The organism is Gordonia sp. UBA7860 (assembly GCF_002500165.1).
Lineage (GTDB): Bacteria > Actinomycetota > Actinomycetes > Mycobacteriales > Mycobacteriaceae > Gordonia > Gordonia sputi.
On the sequence record NZ_DLSO01000110.1, the window covers coordinates 1 to 18,789 of the forward strand.

Sequence of the window (18,789 nt, forward strand, 5' to 3'; positions counted from 1 at the left end):
GTGCCCGGCGAGCTCTTGTGCCTGGGTGTTGTTGAACGCTCCTCGGTACGCCCTGCCGATCGGGGTGCGTGCGGTGGAGACGATGACTGCTTCGCGCATGAGTGTCCGTTCTTTCTGGTGCTGGTGCTTCTCGCGTGCTGGTGTTTTGCTTTGAGGTGTATGGCGGGCTCAGGGAATGAACACGAGGCGACCGACGGTCGTGCCCTCGCCAAGACGACCAACACCGTCGGCAACGTCGGACAGCGCAAGTCGTTCGCCCACAAGAGGTTTGACAAGCCCCTTGTCGGCCAACCTGGTCAGTTCGGCGTGGCACTCGTCGATCACCGCCGGGTTCTTGGTCTGGTAGAGACCCCAGTGCAGCCCGACGATCGAGTAGTTCTTGATCAACGCATGGTTGAGTGCGGGTTGCGGAATGGTGCCTCCTGCGAAGCCGATCACCACAATGCGCCCCTCGAATGCGATGCACTTGGTCGATCCGGCGTACGCGTCGCCGCCCACCGGGTCGAAGACGATGTCGGCGCCGTGTCCGCCGGTGAACTCCTTGACCGCGGAAACGAAGTCCTCGGAGCGCCGATCGACGACGATGTCTGCACCGAGTTCCTTGGCGTACAAAGCCTTTTCGGGTCCACCAACGACACCGATGACCTGCGCACCCGCAGCCTTGCCCAATTGAACTGCCGCACTGCCGACGCCTCCTGCGGCCGCGTGCACGAGCAGGTAGTCGCCCTCGGCGATCTGCGTCCGACGGTGCAGCGCGAACCATGCGGTCTGGTAGCCGATGCTCAGAGCGGCCGCCTCTGCGTCGTCGAGTGCATCGGGAGCGTGAAAGACGTTGGCCTGATTCATCAACGCGTACTCAGCGAACGCGCCGCCCGGCAGAATCGGGTTTCCCACGACCCGCTCGCCGACGACGGCACGATCGACTCCCTCACCGATGTCGACAACCTCACCACACAGTTCGACGCCGGGCGTGAACGGCAGCGGCGGCTTGATCTGGTACTTGCCCTGGCAGAGCAGGACATCGGGGAAGTTGGCCGGCGTGGCAAGAACTTTCACCAGAACCTCGCCGGGGCCTGCCGTGGGTGTATCGACCTCTTCTAGGGTCAGAACGTCGCGGGGATCACCGAGTTCGTTGACGCGCCAGGCTTTCATGGATGTGTCTCCTTCTATGGACTTCGAATGATGTTGTGGGATAGGCGGTGCCGAGGGCCGCGCCTTCGACGAGCAGGAGTCAGGCTGCGAGGTCGATCAGTTCGGCGAGGCGTCGGCGATGCCAGTAGCCGGTTCCGAACGCGAGTTGATCGGCCTTGGCCCGTTTGAGGTAGAGATGCGCCGGATACTCCCAGGTCATCCCGATACCGCCGTGAAGCTGCACGCATTCCTCCGCAGCGCGTACGGCGACGTCTCCGCAATACGACGCCGCCATGTGCGCAGCGATGGTCGCATCGAGGTCGCCGTGGGCCGCGGTGTCGGCGGCATAGCGGGCTGCCGCGCGTGCCGAACTGACTTCGAGCCAGAGGTCTGCCAGTCGGTGTTTGATCGCCTGGTACGAGCCGATCACCCTGCCGAACTGTCGACGCTCCTTGACATACGCGAGCGTCGTGTCGAGGCACCACTGCGCCACGCCGTACTGTTCGGAGGCCAGTAGTGCCACCGCGGTGGTGACGGCCGCCGTCAGCGCGGTTGCAGCGTCGGCGGTGTCGACTCGATTGGCGCGGACCCCGACCAGCTCGACGTCCGCGAGCGGACGCGTCATATCCAGCGACACAACGGGTTCGACGACGACTCCGGTGGCATCGGCGGCCACCACATGCAGCTCCAGCCCGTCCGGTCCGTTGACCGGGATGACGAGCAGATCCGCCTGTGCCGCACCGGCTACCGTCTCGACCCTGCCGTGCAGGACGCCGTCGACAGCGTCGACCGACGCCGCAACGGCACCCGGCGTCGTCGAGAACGGAATCAACAGTGCGCCCGTCTGCTCTCCCCCGGCGAGAGCACTGACCGTGTCTACGTCGCCCGCGTGCAGGAGCGCCTCGGTCGCGAGCACCGCGCTCGTCAGGAACGGGGTGGGCGCCACGGCGCGACCGATCTCCTCGAAGACCACAGCGGCCTCCCGCTCGGTCGCCCCTGCGCCGCCGAGGCGTTCGGGCACAAGCAATCCCGCGACGCCGATCTCACCGGCAAGCGACCTCCAGAGCGCAGCAGTGTCGATAGCCGGCTCGTCGTAGCTCGCCGACAGCGCAGCAGAATCGAGTCGGTCCTCGAAGAGCCTGCGTACCGCGGCACGCAGCGCCTCCTCGGTATCGCCATAGGCAAGGTCCGGCTGCCCGGACTGCGGTGCAGTCGTCGGTTGCACAGACTGCGGTGCAGTCGTCGGCGCGGCGCCAGATGCAGCAGCAGTTGCGGTTGTGGTTGTGGTCACCGTGGTAGGTCCTTCCATGCGATTCCCTTGTCGACGCGGTGTTCCGGCGGCAGGCCGAGCACGCGCTCGGCCACGACGTTGCGCAGGATCTCCGACGTTCCGCCCTCGATCGAGTTGCCCTTTGCCCGCAGATATCGGTATCCCGGCCCGCGTCCGGTGAAGTCGACGGTGTCCGGGCGTCGCAACGTCCAGTCGTCGTAGCGCAGTCCTTCGTCGCCTGCCAACTCGAGTTCGAGTCCCGAGATCGCTTGTGCCTGACGGGCAAAAGCCAGCTTCATCGCGGAGCCCTCGGGGCCCGGTTGGCCCGCCGCGAGCTGTTGGCGGAGGCGTTCTCCGGCGAGGCGGGTGACCTCTGCGTCGATCCACAGTTGCATCACCCGATCCAATGCCGCGGGCTCGCGGTCGTCCGGATTCTGGCGCCACCACTGCGCGAGCTTGCCGATCATCCCGCCCTCCCGGGGATTACCGGAGCCGATGGCAACCCGCTCGTTGTTGAGAGTCGTGGTGGCAACCCGCCATCCGTTGCCGACGTCGCTGATGCGGTCGGCGTCGGACACACGGACGTCGGTGAGGAAGACCTCGTTGAACTCCGCTTCTCCGGTGATCTGGCGCAGCGGCCGGATCTCGATACCCGGCGCACTCATGTCGACGACGAAGTACGTGAGCCCGGAGTGTTTCACCGCGCCGGGGTCGGTGCGCGCCACCAGGATTGCGCGCTGGGCGTTGTGCGCGCCCGATGTCCACACCTTCTGACCGTTGACCACCCACGAGTCTCCGTCGCGTACCGCACGCGTTGCCACGCCTGCGAGGTCCGACCCCGCTCCCGGCTCGCTGAACAACTGGCAGTAGATGTGTTCACCTGTGTAGAGCGGACGTAGGAAACGGGCGCGCTGTTCCTCGGTGCCGAGCGCGGCGATCGTCGGTGCCGCCATTCCCAGTCCGATTCCGTTGCGACCGCGCGCGGGCCCCGGAGCACCGGCCGCGTCGAGCGCGGCATCCACGCTGGCCTGATAGGTCTGCGCGATTCCGAGTCCACCGTGGCCGACCGGGAAGTGCACCCAGGCCAGTCCGGCATCGAAACGTGCACCGAGGAAATCGCTTTCGGATGTCTCGGTCGGCGGATGGGTGGCGAGCAGCTGTGTCACGCGCGCGTCGAGGTCGGCGGTGATGTCGTCGGATACGGGCGCTGAAGCATCCTGGAGCACTGGGCATCGATCCTTTCGGGTAGCGGTGGAGTGATTGGCGAGGCGCGTGCCGTCAGTCCTTCGGTCCGCCGGCCACGTAGACGACCTGGCCGGAGACGAATCCCGCTCCCTCGGAGATGAAGAACGAGGCAGTGTGTGCGATGTCCTCCGGCTTTCCGGTTCGTGCGACGGGAATCGCTGCGGCACTGGCCTTCTTGAGCTCATCGAAGTCGACGCCCATCCGCGCGGCGGTCGCCGCTGTCATGTCCGTCTCGATGAATCCCGGTGCGATGGCGTTGGCCGTCACGCCGAACTTGCCCAGTTCGATCGCGAGCGTCTTGGTGAAGCCCTGCATGCCCGCCTTGGCCGCGGAGTAATTGGCCTGACCACGGTTGCCGAGCGCCGAGGTGCTCGACAGATTCACGATCCGACCCCATCCGGCGTCGACCATGTACTTCTGCGCTGCCTTGCTGACGTTGAAGGCACCGCGCAGATGCACCGCCATGACCGTGTCCCAGTCGTCGACGCTCATCTAGAACAGCAGGTTGTCGCGCAGGATGCCAGCATTGTTGACGACAACCGTCGGCGCACCGAGTTCGGCGACAACCTTCTCTACGGCCGCGCTGACCGATGCCTCGTCGGAGACGTCGGCGCCCACTGCGATCGCCTTGCCGCCGCCCGCGGTGATTGCGGCCACGGTGTCGGCGCATGCCGCGGCGTCGAGATCGAGCACCGCGACGGCAAGCCCGTCGTCGGCAAGCCTTTTCGCGATCGCGGCGCCGATTCCGCGCGCTGCTCCGGTGACGATCGCTACCTTCTGCTTCATGGTGTTTCCTCCGTTGTTCGGTATTGAGGTGGATCTCAGAATGTGCTGTATGTGAATGTGGTTGTGAGCGTTGATGTGTGGTCGTGCCCCGAGCGGACTATCGGTACTGCGAGGCGTCGCCGAGTCGTTGGCCGCCGTCGATCACCATCACCTCGCCCGTCATCCACGACGACGCGTCGGAGGCGAGAAAGACGATGGCCGACGCGATGTCCTCGGGCTCGCCGATTCGGCCGAGCGGCGTGGCGGCGGCAACCTGCGGCTCGTGCTCTCGCCACAGCGCCTCGGCGAGCTTGGTGCGGACGACGCCGGGCGCGACGCCGTTCACCCGGATGCGCGGAGACAACTCGAGCGACAGTTGCTCGGTGAGGTAGATCAGCGCCGATTTCGTGGTGTTGTACACGCCGATGTTCGCCTCGTGAACCATCCCGCCGATCGACGCGGTGTTGATGACCGATCCCCCGCGCTCACCCATCCACGCCTGCACGGCGAGCTTGGTCCACAGCAGGGGCGCCCAGAGGTTCACGTCGACGGTCTTGGCGAATCGTGCGTGGTCCTGGGTGATGAGCGGGCCCGCGGCAGGGTTGGTCCCGGCGTTGTTGACCAGAATGTCGATGCTGCCGAAACGTTCCAGCGTGAGTTCGACGCAGCGTTGCGCGGCATCCTCGTCGACAGCGTGGGCCGCGACGCCGAGCGCGCGAGGTCCGATCTGAGCCGCCGCCGCGTCGGCCGACTCCTGCTTGCGCGAGGTGACGACGACGTTGGCGCCGGCGTCAGCCAGTGCAACCGCGGCGGCGAGGCCGATACCGCGCGAGGCCCCGGACACCAGTGCCGTCCGTCCGGCGAGGTCGTGAGATGTCATGGCGCAGAGATCCTTTCGGTGGTGAGCAGGCCGACGTCCCGTCGGGTCGTCGTCGACGTCGTCGTCGAGAATTTGCTCGCGAGGCAGAGCGCTCCCTCACAAACTGACCCATAACGTGATCACAGTCTCGACAACCATCTATAGTTGAAGGTGATTTCAGATTCAACATCGCCCCGTGGCGATCTGAGCACAGGAGGAACCTTGACCACCGCAACACAGCCCGTCCGCCCGACCACGGCCGCCGATCTCACCGAGCTGGTCGGAACCGAACTCGGGCCGACACCGTGGTACGCCGTCGAGCAGGACCGGGTGAATGCCTTCGCCGACGCCACCGATGACCACCAGTGGATCCACCTCGACACCGAGCGCGCCGCCACCAGCGACCTCGGCGGGACGATTGCACACGGCCTGCTCACCCTGTCCCTCGGACCCCATCTGTCGAGCCAGTTGATCAAGTTCGACGGTTTCGCACACAGCCTCAACTACGGCTACAACAAGGTCCGTTTCCCCGCTCCCGTACCCGTGGGTTCGCGCGTACGGATGCGCGTCACCGTCGTATCCGCCGACGAGGTCTCCGGTGGCATCCAGGTGGTGACGTCGCAGGTCATGGAGCGTGAGGGCTCCGACAAGCCAGTGATGGTCGCGGAGTCGATCGCCCGGGTCGTCGCCGCTTCTTGACGCACAACGACGTGTCCACCACCTTGATCTGAAAGGCAACTCCCATGGTCAATCTCATCGATCCCGTCATGCGTCACGCGACGACACGGCCCGATGCGACCGCTCTTCTCGGTGACTCGACGTCACTGACCTACGGAGAGTTCTACGACGCGGCGTTGGCCTACGCCGGGGCGCTGCGCGATGCGGGCATCCGACGCGGAGATCGTGTGCTGCTCGCGGCACCTTCGGTCCCCGAGTTCGCGATTGCCTACATGGGCATTCAGGCGCTCGGCGCCACCGTGATCACCGTCAACACGATGTCCACCGCCGCAGAGGTCGGCTACTTCCTCAGCAACTCACAGGCGTCACTGGCCATCGGGCACGTCACGCTCGGCCCAGCGGTCGTCGATGCCGCAGCGCAGGCCGGTGTTCCCTCGTGGCAACTCGACGCCGCTGCGGCGAGTCCGGGTAACGCGACCGCGACACCACTGGAGGCCCCCGTCGACCGCGCACCCGACGAGACCGCCGCCCTGCTCTACACCTCTGGCACCACAGGAAAGCCCAAAGGCGCCGAGCTGACGGTCAAGAATCTGCTGTCGGCCGGAGAAGTGGCAGGCGAGGTCAGCAGGGGCACCGCAGACGACAGGTTGGGTACCGGACTGCCGCTGTTCCACGTCTTCGGTCAGGCGTCGGTGATGATGGCAGCCTTCACCACGGGCGCATCGATGTCGCTGCTGAGCCGGTTCACCCCGCGCGCAATGATCGACATGCTCGCACGCGATCGGCTGACAGTGATGTGCGGCGTCCCGACCATGTGGAACGCGATGCTGCACGAGGCGACGGAAGCGGACGGCGAAGGTTTTGCACATCTGCGCGTTGCCGTCTCCGGCGGAGCGTCGCTGCCCGGGGAGATCGCACGCGCCTTCGAGGAGCGCTTCGGGTGCACCCTGCTCGAGGGCTACGGGTTGACCGAGACCACCGCGATGGCGACGTTCAACGACATCGACCGCGGCGGAAAGATCGGTAGCACCGGCGCCGTGGTGCCGCGCATGCGCGTCGAGGTACGCGACGCCGACGGAGCCGTGTGCGCACCGGGCGTCGTCGGTGAGGTGTTCATCGCGGGCGACATGGTGTTCAAGGGTTACTGGCGCAATGACGAGGCGACCGCCGCGGCACTGTCGCACAACGGTTGGTTCCGCACAGGCGATCTCGGCGAGATCGACGTCGACGGTGATCTACGGATCGTCGACCGCGTGAAGGATCTGATCATCCGTGGTGGCTACAACGTCTATCCCGGCGAGGTCGAGGAGATCCTCTACCAGCACCCGGATGTGGTCGAAGCGGCAGTCGTCGGCGTCCCCGACAGCCACTACGGCGAAGAAGTCGCGGCGGTCGTCGTACTGACGCCGGGAGCAACAGCCACCCACGACGACATCGAGTCGTGGTGTCGAGAGCGGTTGTCCGCCTACAAGATTCCCCGCATTGTCTTGTTCGTCGACGAGCTACCCAAGGGATCTACCGGAAAGATCCTCAAACGCAACATCGATCGCACGTCACTGAGGAGGACCACCGCATGAGCGCAGTCAACCGCCAGATCAGACTCGCGGCTCGACCCACGGGTGAGATCGACGAGAACACATTCACCGTCACCGAAGAACCGATCCCACAACCGTCGGCGGGCGAGTTCGTTGTCGCCGTCGACTATGTCTCGGTCGATCCCGCCATGCGCGGTTGGCTCGACGACGTGCCGTCGTACATCCCTCCGGTGGGTATCGGCGAGGTCATGCGCGCACACGCCGTCGGCACCGTCGTGGCGTCGGAGAATGACAAGTACCCCGTGGACACCGTGGTGTCCGGACCGTTCGGTGCGCAGGAGTACGCCGTGTCCGACGGCCACGACATCATGGTGGTCGATACCGATCTCGCGCCCGCACCGACCTGGCTCGGCGCGCTCGGATTCCCCGGAATGACAGCGTATTTCGGGCTGCTCGACGTCGCACAGACGAAGCCGGGCGACACCGTGCTGATCTCGGGCGCGGCGGGTGCCGTCGGCAGCGTCGCCGGGCAGATCGCAAAACTGATGGGCTGCAGGGTGATCGGGGTGGCCGGTGGCGAGCGCAAGTGCTCATGGCTGACCGACGAACTCGGATTCGACGCCGCCATCGACTACAAGCAGGGTTCCATCGGCAGACCGCTGCGTGCGGCCGCTCCCAGGGGCATCGACGTGTACTTCGACAATGTCGGTGGCGATGTGCTCAATTCGGCTCTGGCACAGTTGCGTACACACGCACGCGTGGTGATCTGCGGAGCGATCTCGGGGTACAACGCCACGACGCCCCCGCCCGGGCCGTCGCGCTACCTATCGCTGTTGATCAACCGCGCGTCGATGGCCGGATTCATCATCTTCGACTACCGGCGTCGCTACCCGGAGGCTCAAGCCGCATTGCAAGCCTGGATTCGGTCGGGTCAGATCACCGCGGCCGAGCAGGTCGAGAAGGGCGACATCACGGCGTTCGGCGACACTCTCGCCATGCTGTTCTCCGGAGCCAACACGGGCAAGCTGGTGTTGCAGATCCGTTAGCCCGATCGGGCCCCAAGGGATGTAACCCTTTCGTACGAAACCCAGAGCGGGGGAGGCGATTTCCTCCCCCGCTCTGGGTTTCTCACGCTGTTCTGTTGTTCCGCTCTTACTGGTGTCGCTGACGACCGAGCTGACGAATCCACGCCCGTGAGTCGGCGGGATCGATCACATCGTCGAGTTCGAAGGTCGTGGCGGAGTGCAGCGCCTTGCCGTGCTCGTACGCTTTTGCCACCAACTCGGCGAACAACGCGTCCCGCTCGGCAGGATCATCGATCGCTTCGAGCTCCTTTCGGAATCCGAGTCGTACCGAACCCTCCAGTCCCATCGGTCCGATCTCGCCCGTCGGCCACGCGACGGTGAACTGCGGTGCGTGGAACGAGCCGCCCGCCATTGCCATCGCACCGAGACCGTAGCCCTTGCGCAGGATGATCGTTCCCAACGGCACAGTCAGCCGCGCACCGGCGACGAACAACCGTGAGAACCGGCGCACGGTTGCATGCTCCTCCGAATCCGGCCCCACCATGAACCCCGGTGTGTCACAGAGGGTCACCACCGGGAGCCTGTGTGCTTCGCACATTTCCAGGAAGTCGGCAGTCTTGTCGGCGGCCTCCGCGTCGATCGCGCCACCGAGGTGCGCACTCGAGTTCGCGACCACTCCGTATGCCACGCCTTCGACTCGGATCAGGGCGGTGACGACTCCCATGCCGTAGTCGGCCCGCACCTCGAGCGTTGAGGCGCGATCCGCAATGGAGTCGATCGCCTCGCGAACGTCGTAGGCGCGCAGGCGATTCTCGGGTACCACGTGTCGGGAGAGCCTGGTGTCCGGCGCGTCCCAGTCGACGACGTCGCCCTGGAAGTACGCGAGGTATCGCCGTGCCAGATCGACGGCGTCGGCTTCGTCGCGCGCCGCGATATGCACGACGCCGTTGCGACGCTGAAGCTCGACCGGACCGATGTCCTCGGGACGGAACACGCCGAGACCACCGCCCTCGACCATCGCCGGACCGCCCATGCCTATGTTGGCTTCGGGTGTGGCGATGAGGACGTCACACGCTCCGGCGAGTGCGGCATTGCCTGCGAAACACCGACCCGAGACAACAGCGATCGTCGGCACCCGGCCGCGCAACGAGGCCATTTCTCGGAACGTGTTGAGCTCCAGGCCCGCCGCACCGTTGGCATCGGTATCACCCGGCCGGCCTCCACCGCCCTCGGCGAAAAGCACCAGCGGAACATTCTTGCGCTTGGCCAACTCGATCAGCCGATCGGTCTTGGCGTGGTTACGCAGTCCCTGCGTGCCCGCCAGCACCGTGTAGTCGTACGAGATAACCACAGCTTCAGCAGCTTTGGCACCGAACCGGTCGGCACCTATCGTCGCCACCCCGCCAACCAGTCCGTCGGCGGGAGTGTTCGCAACGAGGTCTTCTTCGGTGCGGCGCGTGCGCTGAGCGGCAAGTGCCAACGCCCCGTATTCGACAAAGCTGTCGTCGTCGACGAGGTCAGTGATGTTTTCGCGAGCGGTACGTCGACCGATTCGGTGGCGCTTGGCAACCGCGTCGGGACGCGCGGCGTCGAGCGTCACCTCGTGCCGCGCGTTGATCTCGGCGAGATCGGGCCGGATGTGGCCCGGGTCGATCTCGGCGCGAGTCTCGACATCTGCATCACCGCCGGCAGCTCCGACGACCGCCAACGGTCGACCGGTTGCGACGGCCTGACCCGGTTCGACCAGCGCCCGGATCAGTGTTGCCGCGGTGGGCACCGACACGGTGTGCTGCATCTTCATCGCTTCCAGCACAACAAGTGCCGTACCGGGCGCTGCGGCGACGCCCGCCTCCGCCACCTCGACGACCACCCCGGACATCGGGGCCACCAGCACGTCCTCGCCGTCGGCGAGTTCGACGTCGAGCACCGGCGCCTCGGCGTCGTCGGCGATCGGCTTGGCCGCGCCTGCGGTGTCGAATTCGGTTGCACGCGCGACGAGTTCGTCGATGTGCTCGCCGAGGTATCCCGTCGTGACCGAGCCTGCTCCGAATGCCTTGTCGCCGAGTATCGCGCGTAGCAGGCCGACGTTGGTCGCGACGCCGTCGATGACGAATTCGCCCAACGCATCGGCGGTCTTGCGCGTCGCGATGGTGAAATCACCCCGCGCTGTGTGGCCGATCACCTTGGCGAGCAACGAATCGTAGCGCGGGCTCGTTGTGAGGCCCGGCCGCCCGAACGTGTCCACCCGGACCCCGGGTCCCGTTGGCGCTGAGAACGACCGCAACGTGCCCGATTGCGGCACCGTCGTGCCATCCGGGGTTGTGGTCTCCATGTTCACGCGCGCCTGGATCGCGACACCCGCCGTATCCACGGGTGTTCCGGTCACGGCTTCACCGTCGGAGGTGATGCCCGCGGGTAGCCCCAGCTCTCCGAAGCGCCGGTCTGCGGCGATGGCCAACCCGATCTCGACGAGGTCGCAACCGGTCACCTCTTCGGTGATGGTGTGCTCCACCTGAATTCGCGGATTGACCTCGAGGAAGACGAATCGATCTCCAGCGACGAGGAACTCGACCGTCGCCAGCCCGCGATATCCGTTGGCGGCACACAGCCGTGCCGCACACGCGTGCAGTCCGGCACGCATCTCGTCGGAGAGGTGTTGTGCCGGAGCGATCTCGATGAGCTTCTGATGTCTGCGCTGCACACTGCAGTCGCGATCACCGAGCGCGAGTGCCGTAGTTCCAGATGTCGTTGTCCCCGAGCTGGACTCAGCCGAGATGATCTGTACCTCGATGTGCCGCGCCGAGCCGCACAGCTCCTCGGCGAACAGGTCCGCGTTGCCGAATCCCGCCAGTGCCTCGGCGGCACACGTCTTCATCGCGTCGCCGATCTGGTCGGCAGAGGTGACCTCTCGCATGCCGCGACCGCCACCGCCTGCCACCGCTTTGATCATCACGCCCGACGGGTGCGCGGCGAGCAGTTGGGCGACCTGCGCCTCGTCGACCCCGCTCTCGGTGGCGTCGAGGACCGGCACCTCTGCGGCGATCGCTGCTCGTCGGGCCGACGCCTTGTCGCCGAACGTCTCGAGGGCTTGTGCCGACGGACCAACGAACCGCAGACCGGCGGCAGCACAGGCGCGCGCCAAACGTGGCTCCTCGCTGAGGAATCCGTATCCGGGATGGACAAAGGTGGCGCCGGTGCGCTGCGCGGCGTCGATGATCGCGTCGACGTCGAGGTACGCCTGCGGTCCGACGCCCTCGAGCGCGACGGCCTCGTCGGCGGCACTGACGTGTGGTGCCTCGGCGTCGTCCGCGGCATACACCGCGACGACGCGATGCCCGGTCTCGTGGGCGGTGCGGATGATACGGAGAGCGATCTCCCCACGGTTGGCGACGAGTACGGTTGCTGAACTCATGCTTTTCCCACCTTCGCGAAGAGGTCGCCCTTGCGTACCTTGCCTGTTGCGGTCATCGGAAGTTGTTCGATGATCTCGATCTCCGGCACCTTGTAACCTGCCATGTTCTGTCGCGCCCAGGCGATGATGTCGTCGGCCGAGAGTTCTTCGCCGTCGCGCAGTTGCACGAAGGCGAAGGCGATCTGACCTCGTCGTCGATCCGGTTTGGGTACCACCGCAGCTTTGTCGACGGCCGGATGAAGCATCAGCAGCGACTCGACCTCCGAGGGGAAGACGCTCATGCCGTTGGTCTTGATCATCTCCTTGTTGCGCGCCAGGTAGTGCAGCGCGCCGCGCTCGCTGAACTTGCCGAAATCGCCTGTCTGGAGCCAACCGTCACGCAAGGCGTCGGCGGTCGCCTCGGGATTGCGATGGTAGCCGACCATCACCGACGGACTGCGCACGATGATCTGGCCCTCGCTGCCAATCGGGACCGGATCGCCGTCGGCGTCGACGATCAGGATGTCCGTGCCGGGAACGGGTACCCCGCAGAACACCGGGTCGCCCAACAGGTCGTAGTCTCCGGCGGAGTAGCCGAGTGTGATGGTGTCCGCGGTGTGCGTTTCGGTCATCCCGTAGCTGCCTTCGCGCAACGTGTTCCCCGTCGCCTCATGCCAGCGAGCGCGGACCGTCGGGTCGAGTTTCGACACAAAAGACACTGCGAGCGGATTGGTCAACGAGGTGAGGTCGTGCGTCGAGAAGTCTTCGCGCTCCATCAATTCGATGTAGTTGTCGACGGTGCCGATCATCGAATCCACGCGATAGTTCTCGATGCCGTCGAGTACGACGCCCGCATCCCATCGCGTCAGCAAGACGACGGTGTCGCCGTTCACCAGTGGGACCAGGATTCCGGTGTCCTCCCCGGCGATCCAGAACACCGGCATGAAGACCAGCGACGCACCATGTACGGCCCCGACCCGACGGCCATGCGCCGCAGTCGCCGTGACCGCGGTGTAGAGCATGTGCCCCTGAGTGTGCTGACATCCCTTGGGCATTCCGGTCGTCCCGCCCGTATAGTTCAGCGCGGCAAGACGATCCGGGTCGACCGGTGGAAAGTCGGTAGGCGCAGGCGTCGCGACGATCCGAGCCCAGTCCGTTGACTCCCCGGTCCGCTCGAACGGTGCGGCGGGGCTGTCCGCGAGCAGCATGTCGGAGAGATCTGTTGTCGCGATGACGCGCACCTGCGTGCGATCACGAACCGTCTCGACGAGGGCGGCGAGCGTTGGCTGGGTGATCACCACGCTCACCTCGGCGTCGGCGAGTTCGTGAGCGAGTTCGTGCTCGCGGAGCATCGGATTCACGGGCACATGAACGGCACCGAGTTTTAGTGTCGCCATCATCGCGATGTGGAACTGCGGACAGTTGCCCAGGTACAGGCCGACGCTGTCGCCGACGCCAATCCCCTGTGCGCGGAGCCAGCCCGCCACACTGTCGGAAAGTGCGTCGTATTCGGCATAGGTGATCTCGCGGCCATAGAAGGCGATCGCCACTGCGGCTGGGGTCTCACGTGCCCAGTGCCGCAGGTAACCGACGATGCCCTGCGCCTCGACCGACGATTCGACGGTCCGCGGTACGTCGGCGGGCCAGTTCTCTTGCTGGATGCGGCAGACCTCGGCCAACGCCGTCTCGAGCGCGTTGTCGGCGCCTGTAGACGGGGAGGTGGTGCTTGACGGCGAGGTGGTCGTCGATGAGGTGTTCACAGTGCTTCTCCTCGGTTCTCGATCATTCGTCCACGCGGGTGGACATCTGCGGTGCCGGCGTCGTGGTCGAGGCGTCGACACGGTTGGCTTTCTGTACGGATCTCACGCGGTACGGATCTCACGCGGTATGGATCTCACGCGGTTGCGGGTAGTCCGAACGTTTCGGTCAGTTGCCTCGCCGTGTCGGCGCCGTCGGTATGGAGGACGCCCGCGATCCCGAGCTTCGCTGCACCGTCGAGGTTCTGTTGGAGGTCGTCGATCATCACCGAATCCTGCGGGGCCACACCGAGCCGTTCGCACGCGATCTCGAAGATCCGACGCGATGGCTTGCGTATCCCGACCTCAGCGGAGATGACGACAACATCCGCGAGCTCGCTGAGCTCGAAGCCCGCATAGGTATCTCGTCCGAACGCGTTGGACACCAGGGCAACTGGAACCGACGCGGCGCGCAGCCGACCCAGCATGGCAATCGTCTCGTCGTCACGCTCGAGTCGGTGCTGCATCCTCGCGGAGAGTCCATCGGACGGCACGCTTACCCCGTGTGCCCCGAGTCGGGCGGCGAAACCCTTGTCGAAGGTCTCGGCGTCGATCCGTCCTGCCTCATGATCTGCGAGCAGCCTGCGGGATTGCTCGTCGTGTCCGAGTAGACGCAGCGGCAGCTCACGGTCGCCGATCTCCGCGCCGAAGGCCCGGAAGGCGTCGAGCACGCTGGTGGTCACCACTCCCCCGAAATCGATGAGCACAGCTGATCGCGTAGCGGAACTTGATCGCACAGTTGAACTTGACCTCATATTCAATTTGTAACACACAACACGTTGGAAAAGGGAGAGCTGCCCACCTCACAGAGGTGGGCAGCTCTCCCATTGGTCAGCCGGCGTTGGTCAGTTCGTGGCCGCGAGACCAGGAACTGCGTTCGGGTCCTCCCGAACCGATGCGGGATTCGTCTCCCGCAAACGCCATGCCGACGCAAAGGTGATCAATCCCATCACCGCGACGAAGGCTGCGACCAGCGTCGTGGTTCCGGTAGCGGAGATCAGCCAGGTCATGATGAACGGCGTCGATCCGCTGATCAGGATGGCAGCGAGCTGGTAGGCCAGCGAGGCGCCCGAGTAGCGGACGTGCGGCTCGAACAGTTCACCCATGTACGCGGCGATCGGACCATAGGTCATCGACTGGAACACGGCAGCCACCGTGACCGCGATCATGAACATCGGCAACGACGCTGTGTTGACGAGCATGAAGTACGGGAACGCCCACAGCAGAATCCCCACGCCGCCGATCATGATGAGCGGTCGACGTCCGACTCTGTCCGACAACGAGCCCGCCCAGATCGTCACCGGAAGCGAGACAAGGCAACTGAGCATGGACCCGATCAGCAATTCGTCTCGATCCATGCCGAGTTCGGCTGTCGCATAACTCAATACGCCCGCAATCGAGATATAGAAGATGGAGTTGGTCGCAGCGAGCAGACCACAGCCCAGCAGGATCGTCCGCCAGTGCTTCTTGACAGCCTCCACCAGCGGTGCCTGTGTGACCTCCTGCCTACCTGCAGAGACTTCCTGTTCCAGCTCCTTGAACTCGTCACTGTCCTCGACGCGCGTCTGGATGAAGTAGACCACCGGGAACAGCACGACGCTGAGCAGGAACGGAATACGCCAACCCCACTCCAGGAACGCCGAATTCGACACCGCGGAACTCGATCCCAAAAAGATCATGTTGCCCAGCAGAACACCGCACGCCACACCCATCTGACCGAAGGTGCCCGCGAAGCCACGCCGCTTGGGACTTGCCGACTCCGTCAGCAACAGCACGATTCCGCCCCATTGACCGCCACAAGCCAAGCCCTGCAGGAATCGCAATGCGACCAACAGGATCGGTGCCGCGACTCCGATCGTTCCGGCGGTCGGCAGACACCCGATCAGGAACGTCGCCAGCCCCATCACGAACAGGCAGACCACCACGACTGGCTTTCGGCCGAACTTGTCACCGTAGTGGCCCGCGATGATCCCGCCGATCGGGCGCGCGACGAAGCCGGCCCAGAAGGTGCTGAACGACAGCAACGTACCCATCAACGGCGATGAGTCGGGAAAGAAGATGTGCGGGAACACAAGTGCCGCAGCAGTTCCGTAGAGGAAGAAGTCGTACCACTCGATCGAGCTACCGACGAGCCCTGCGGCGAGCAACTTCCGATGCGCTCGCCTTCTTCCCTGCGCGACCTCCTCGCGCTGGGCAACTACTTCTGATGTCATCGATCACTCCTCATTCGGCTTCAGCAGATTGAACTGAATCTGAGTTCATATTCAGAGAAGAAGCTAGTGATGTCAATCACTTGAGACGAATCGGAGTGATATGGCTCATCGTCCAGCCACTAAAGAGAGCTGGCTTTCAGATCTATTCAGGGGTGCACAACTGAGAGAAGTCGTGCAACACTATTCAGAGCACAGTCGTTCACTGAACTGTTGTGACAGCCACACGAATCATCGCTTCCGAACGGAGCACTGCATGAGTATCCGTCTTCCCGAGGTGATCGGATCGGTCGTCGAAGCAGGCCTCTCGCCGCATCCGGTCGACCGGTACCTCGAACTGCTCGACCCAATGATCACCTGGCGCGATCTGCGCGCAAAGGTCGTCGACGTCACACGTCCGACCTCACGAACCGTCCGCATCACCTTGGCCCCCACCAGGCAGTGGCGCGGCCACCGCGCCGGACAGTTCATCCAGCTCAAAGTGGTAATCGACGGCGTCAGACACGTCCGTTGCTTCTCGCCCGCCAACGCGCAGGGGCACTCCGACGTCATCGAGTTGACCATCACCGCTCACGACGACGGGTTCGTCTCGACGTACCTTCGCGACAATGCGAAAGTCGGCGACGTCTACGGCCTCGAACAAGCCGACGGCGACTTCGTCCTGCCGCAGAGTCCGACGGGTCCCGTGGTGTTCATCAGCGGAGGCAGCGGCGTAACGCCGACGCTGTCGATGCTGAGAACACTTGTAGCCTCAGCGCACGGTGGTCCCGTCACGTTCGTCCACTACGCACGGACGTCCGACGACGTCGCGTACGCCACAGAACTCAATGCGCTCGCAGCCGCGCACTCGAACGTCGATGTGCGCCTGCGGTACACCCGCGGGTCCCACGGAGACTCCAATGCAGGACACTTCACACCTGCACATCTCGACGACATCGCTCTCGACGACGCAGACGTCTTCGTCTGCGGGCCGTTCACGCTGATGGATGCTGTCATCGACCATCTCGCCGACGCCCACCCCACGGCGCGAGTACACAGCGAATCCTTCCGCCCGGCTCCGGCGGCGATCATCGATCCCGACGAACCGATCTCCGGCGACGTCGCATTCACGACGTCCGGCAAGGTCGCAGCCAACGACGGCCGCACCATTCTCGATCAGGCGGAATCCGCAGGACTGTCTCCCAAGTCGGGCTGCCGAATGGGAATCTGCTTCTCCTGCACCGCAGTAAAGAAATCCGGCTGCACCCGCAACGTGCTGACCGGCGACATCGACAGCGAAGCCGACAAGCAGATTCAGCTCTGTATCAACGCACCTGTCGGCGACGTGGAAATCGAGGTTTAACAATGACTGTCACCACCATCACCCCGTCCGAGCACACCAACGTTCCGCCTGCGCTGCGCGGATCGTCGGACCCCAACACCCTTCATCTGAGCTACGAGCAGGTCGAAGCGCTCGGTCGCGACCTCGACGAGGTGCGCGCGCGCGTCGTCGCCGACCTCGGTACGAAGGATCGCGAATACCTCTACTCGATCATCCGCGCGCAGCGTGGTTTCGAGATCGCTGGCCGCGGGCTGCTGTTCTTCGGTTGGTTCCCCCCTGCCTGGGTCGCCGGTGTCGGCGCACTGAGTGTGTCCAAGATCCTCGACAACATGGAGATCGGGCACAACGTCATGCACGGCCAGTACGACTGGATGCGCGAGGACACCTACAACTCGCGCGAATTCGAGTGGGACACAGTGTGTCCCGCCGACCAGTGGAAGCACAGCCACAACTACATGCACCATACATTCACCAACATCATCGGTGAGGACCGTGACATCGGCTACGGCATCCTCCGGATGGCCCGCGACCAGAAGTGGAACCCCTACTATCTCGGCAATCTCGGATACGCGACAGCGCTGATGCTGCTGTTCGAGTGGGGTGTGATGCTCCACGACCTCGAGGCCGAGAACATCGTGGCGGGCAAGCGCAAGTGGACCGACGTCAAGGGCCTGGTCAAGGGCATGTGGCGTAAGGCGAGCAAGCAGGTCCTCAAGGACTACATCGTCTTCCCTGCGCTGTCGGGTCCGTTCTTCCTCCCGACGCTGCTCGGCAATGCCAGCGCGAACCTGGTGCGCAACATCTGGACGTACTCGATCATCTTCTGCGGCCACTTCCCCACCGGGGCACAGACGTTCAGCGCCGACGAATGCAAGGACGAGACCCGCGGGCAGTGGTATCTGCGACAGATGCTCGGCTCAGCCAACATCACCGGGAGCAGCCTGTTCCACATCATGAGCGGCAACCTCTCGCACCAGATCGAGCACCACCTCTTCCCCGACATCCCCGCGAGCCGTTACCCGACCATCGCCAAGGACGTCCAGGAGATCTGCGAGAAGTACGGCCTGCCGTACAACACCGGACCTCTGCACCAGCAGTTGGCGTCGACATGGTCGAAGATCGCGAAGCTCTCCCTGCCCAACTTCATGACCTCCGACGACAACGACCTCACCGTCATCGTCGAGCGAGAGAAGTCGGCCGGAGTAGCCTGACGCACATGATCGATCGCTACGAACGCAACAAGGACATCGTCCAGGAGATCGTCGAATCCACCGCAACGCACGTTGGACGGATCGCGACGATCATCACGACGGCGGTCGCCGACGTCGCGCGCGAGATCGGCGACATCGTCACCGACGGCTTCGAGATGCGTGATGCGGCTCGAAAGGCCAAGGCCGACGACCATCGTGAGGTCGTCGACGCGGAATTGGTCGACGCGATCGACGATGCCGATCTGAACCGCGTTCGTCGACACGTCGGGTTGGCGTCGACGCGATCAGCGGGGCAGTGCCTGGTCGACGTGAGCTCGGGACCGTCGGGAACCGAGATCGTCGTCGTCAACGA

14 protein-coding genes and 1 pseudogene are annotated in these 18,789 nt (G+C 64.6%); 6 read left to right on the plus strand and 9 right to left on the minus strand.

Going from position 1 to position 18,789, the window contains the following annotated elements; translation table 11 throughout:
* Positions 1 to 168 precede the first annotated feature (168 nt).
* From B3T59_RS13565 to B3T59_RS13585, 5 genes and pseudogenes are all read right to left on the minus strand, one after another.
* Positions 169 to 1,152 carry an NADPH:quinone oxidoreductase family protein gene (locus tag B3T59_RS13565; protein ID WP_287003804.1) on the minus strand — a complete coding sequence of 328 codons (984 nt, stop codon included), beginning with the start codon at positions 1,150 to 1,152 and terminating at the stop codon, positions 169 to 171.
* Between the two features lie 79 nt (positions 1,153 to 1,231).
* Positions 1,232 to 2,356 carry an acyl-CoA dehydrogenase family protein gene (locus tag B3T59_RS13570; protein ID WP_287003818.1) on the minus strand — a complete coding sequence of 375 codons (1,125 nt, stop codon included), beginning with the start codon at positions 2,354 to 2,356 and terminating at the stop codon, positions 1,232 to 1,234.
* A 62-nt stretch (positions 2,357 to 2,418) separates the two neighbouring features.
* Positions 2,419 to 3,627: an acyl-CoA dehydrogenase family protein gene (locus B3T59_RS13575; protein ID WP_376782635.1), complete on the minus strand. Its 1,209-nt coding sequence runs from the start codon at positions 3,625 to 3,627 to the stop codon at positions 2,419 to 2,421.
* Positions 3,628 to 3,679: 52 nt separating this feature from the next.
* Positions 3,680 to 4,432 (minus strand): annotated as a pseudogene (locus tag B3T59_RS13580) (SDR family oxidoreductase).
* 97 nt (positions 4,433 to 4,529) lie between these two features.
* The gene (locus B3T59_RS13585; RefSeq protein ID WP_287003805.1) at positions 4,530 to 5,291 is read right to left on the minus strand and encodes an SDR family oxidoreductase; all 762 of its coding nucleotides are present in this window, start codon (positions 5,289 to 5,291) and stop codon (positions 4,530 to 4,532) included.
* 201 nt (positions 5,292 to 5,492) lie between these two features.
* Here B3T59_RS13585 and B3T59_RS13590 point away from each other — a divergent pair, with 201 nt between their 5' ends.
* Genes B3T59_RS13590 through B3T59_RS13600 form a run of 3 tightly spaced genes read left to right on the plus strand, consistent with a single transcriptional unit; the run spans position 5,493 to position 8,529 of the window.
* On the plus strand, positions 5,493 to 5,969 hold the full coding sequence (locus B3T59_RS13590) for a MaoC family dehydratase (RefSeq protein WP_287003807.1): 477 nt from the start codon (positions 5,493 to 5,495) through the stop codon (positions 5,967 to 5,969).
* A gap of 44 nt (positions 5,970 to 6,013) precedes the next feature.
* Complete coding sequence (locus B3T59_RS13595; RefSeq protein WP_287003808.1) at positions 6,014 to 7,525, plus strand: AMP-binding protein; 1,512 nt, start codon at positions 6,014 to 6,016, stop codon at positions 7,523 to 7,525.
* Positions 7,522 to 8,529 carry an NADP-dependent oxidoreductase gene (locus tag B3T59_RS13600; protein WP_287003809.1) on the plus strand — a complete coding sequence of 336 codons (1,008 nt, stop codon included), beginning with the start codon at positions 7,522 to 7,524 and terminating at the stop codon, positions 8,527 to 8,529. The genes B3T59_RS13595 and B3T59_RS13600 overlap by 4 nt, the downstream gene beginning before the upstream one ends.
* A gap of 106 nt (positions 8,530 to 8,635) precedes the next feature.
* On the opposite strand, the gene B3T59_RS13605 is transcribed toward B3T59_RS13600, so the two are convergent.
* The 4 genes from B3T59_RS13605 to B3T59_RS13620 form a co-directional block, all read right to left on the minus strand.
* Positions 8,636 to 11,920: an acetyl-CoA carboxylase family protein gene (locus tag B3T59_RS13605; RefSeq protein ID WP_287003811.1), complete on the minus strand. Its 3,285-nt coding sequence runs from the start codon at positions 11,918 to 11,920 to the stop codon at positions 8,636 to 8,638.
* Positions 11,917 to 13,659, minus strand: a complete 1,743-nt coding sequence (locus B3T59_RS13610; RefSeq protein WP_287003812.1) for an AMP-binding protein — start codon at positions 13,657 to 13,659, stop codon at positions 11,917 to 11,919. Before B3T59_RS13610 ends, B3T59_RS13605 begins: the two co-directional genes overlap by 4 nt.
* Positions 13,660 to 13,793: 134 nt before the next feature.
* Positions 13,794 to 14,450, minus strand: a complete 657-nt coding sequence (locus tag B3T59_RS13615) for an HAD family hydrolase (protein WP_287003813.1) — start codon at positions 14,448 to 14,450, stop codon at positions 13,794 to 13,796.
* 90 nt (positions 14,451 to 14,540) lie between these two features.
* The gene (locus B3T59_RS13620; RefSeq protein ID WP_287003814.1) at positions 14,541 to 15,908 is read right to left on the minus strand and encodes an MFS transporter; all 1,368 of its coding nucleotides are present in this window, start codon (positions 15,906 to 15,908) and stop codon (positions 14,541 to 14,543) included.
* Positions 15,909 to 16,161: 253 nt separating this feature from the next.
* Between B3T59_RS13620 and B3T59_RS13625 the strand changes: the two genes are divergently transcribed.
* From B3T59_RS13625 to B3T59_RS13635, 3 genes are all read left to right on the plus strand, one after another.
* Positions 16,162 to 17,247 carry a ferredoxin reductase gene (locus tag B3T59_RS13625; RefSeq protein ID WP_287003815.1) on the plus strand — a complete coding sequence of 362 codons (1,086 nt, stop codon included), beginning with the start codon at positions 16,162 to 16,164 and terminating at the stop codon, positions 17,245 to 17,247.
* A 2-nt stretch (positions 17,248 to 17,249) separates the two neighbouring features.
* Entirely contained in the window at positions 17,250 to 18,437 is a 1,188-nt protein-coding gene (locus tag B3T59_RS13630) for a fatty acid desaturase family protein (protein WP_287003816.1), read from the plus strand.
* A 5-nt stretch (positions 18,438 to 18,442) separates the two neighbouring features.
* A partial coding sequence (locus B3T59_RS13635) for a hypothetical protein (protein WP_287003817.1) occupies positions 18,443 to 18,789 on the plus strand: 347 nt, incomplete at its 3' end.

Coding starts and splice junctions, on each gene's coding strand:
- B3T59_RS13630 (WP_287003816.1), top strand. CDS start 17,250: ATGACTGTCACCACCATCACCCCGTCCGAGCACACCAACGTTCCGCCT.
- B3T59_RS13595 (WP_287003808.1), top strand. CDS start 6,014: ATGGTCAATCTCATCGATCCCGTCATGCGTCACGCGACGACACGGCCC.
- B3T59_RS13565 (WP_287003804.1), bottom strand. CDS start 1,152: ATGAAAGCCTGGCGCGTCAACGAACTCGGTGATCCCCGCGACGTTCTG.
- B3T59_RS13625 (WP_287003815.1), top strand. CDS start 16,162: ATGAGTATCCGTCTTCCCGAGGTGATCGGATCGGTCGTCGAAGCAGGC.
- B3T59_RS13615 (WP_287003813.1), bottom strand. CDS start 14,450: ATGAGGTCAAGTTCAACTGTGCGATCAAGTTCCGCTACGCGATCAGCT.
- B3T59_RS13600 (WP_287003809.1), top strand. CDS start 7,522: ATGAGCGCAGTCAACCGCCAGATCAGACTCGCGGCTCGACCCACGGGT.
- B3T59_RS13620 (WP_287003814.1), bottom strand. CDS start 15,908: ATGACATCAGAAGTAGTTGCCCAGCGCGAGGAGGTCGCGCAGGGAAGA.
- B3T59_RS13605 (WP_287003811.1), bottom strand. CDS start 11,920: ATGAGTTCAGCAACCGTACTCGTCGCCAACCGTGGGGAGATCGCTCTC.
- B3T59_RS13585 (WP_287003805.1), bottom strand. CDS start 5,291: ATGACATCTCACGACCTCGCCGGACGGACGGCACTGGTGTCCGGGGCC.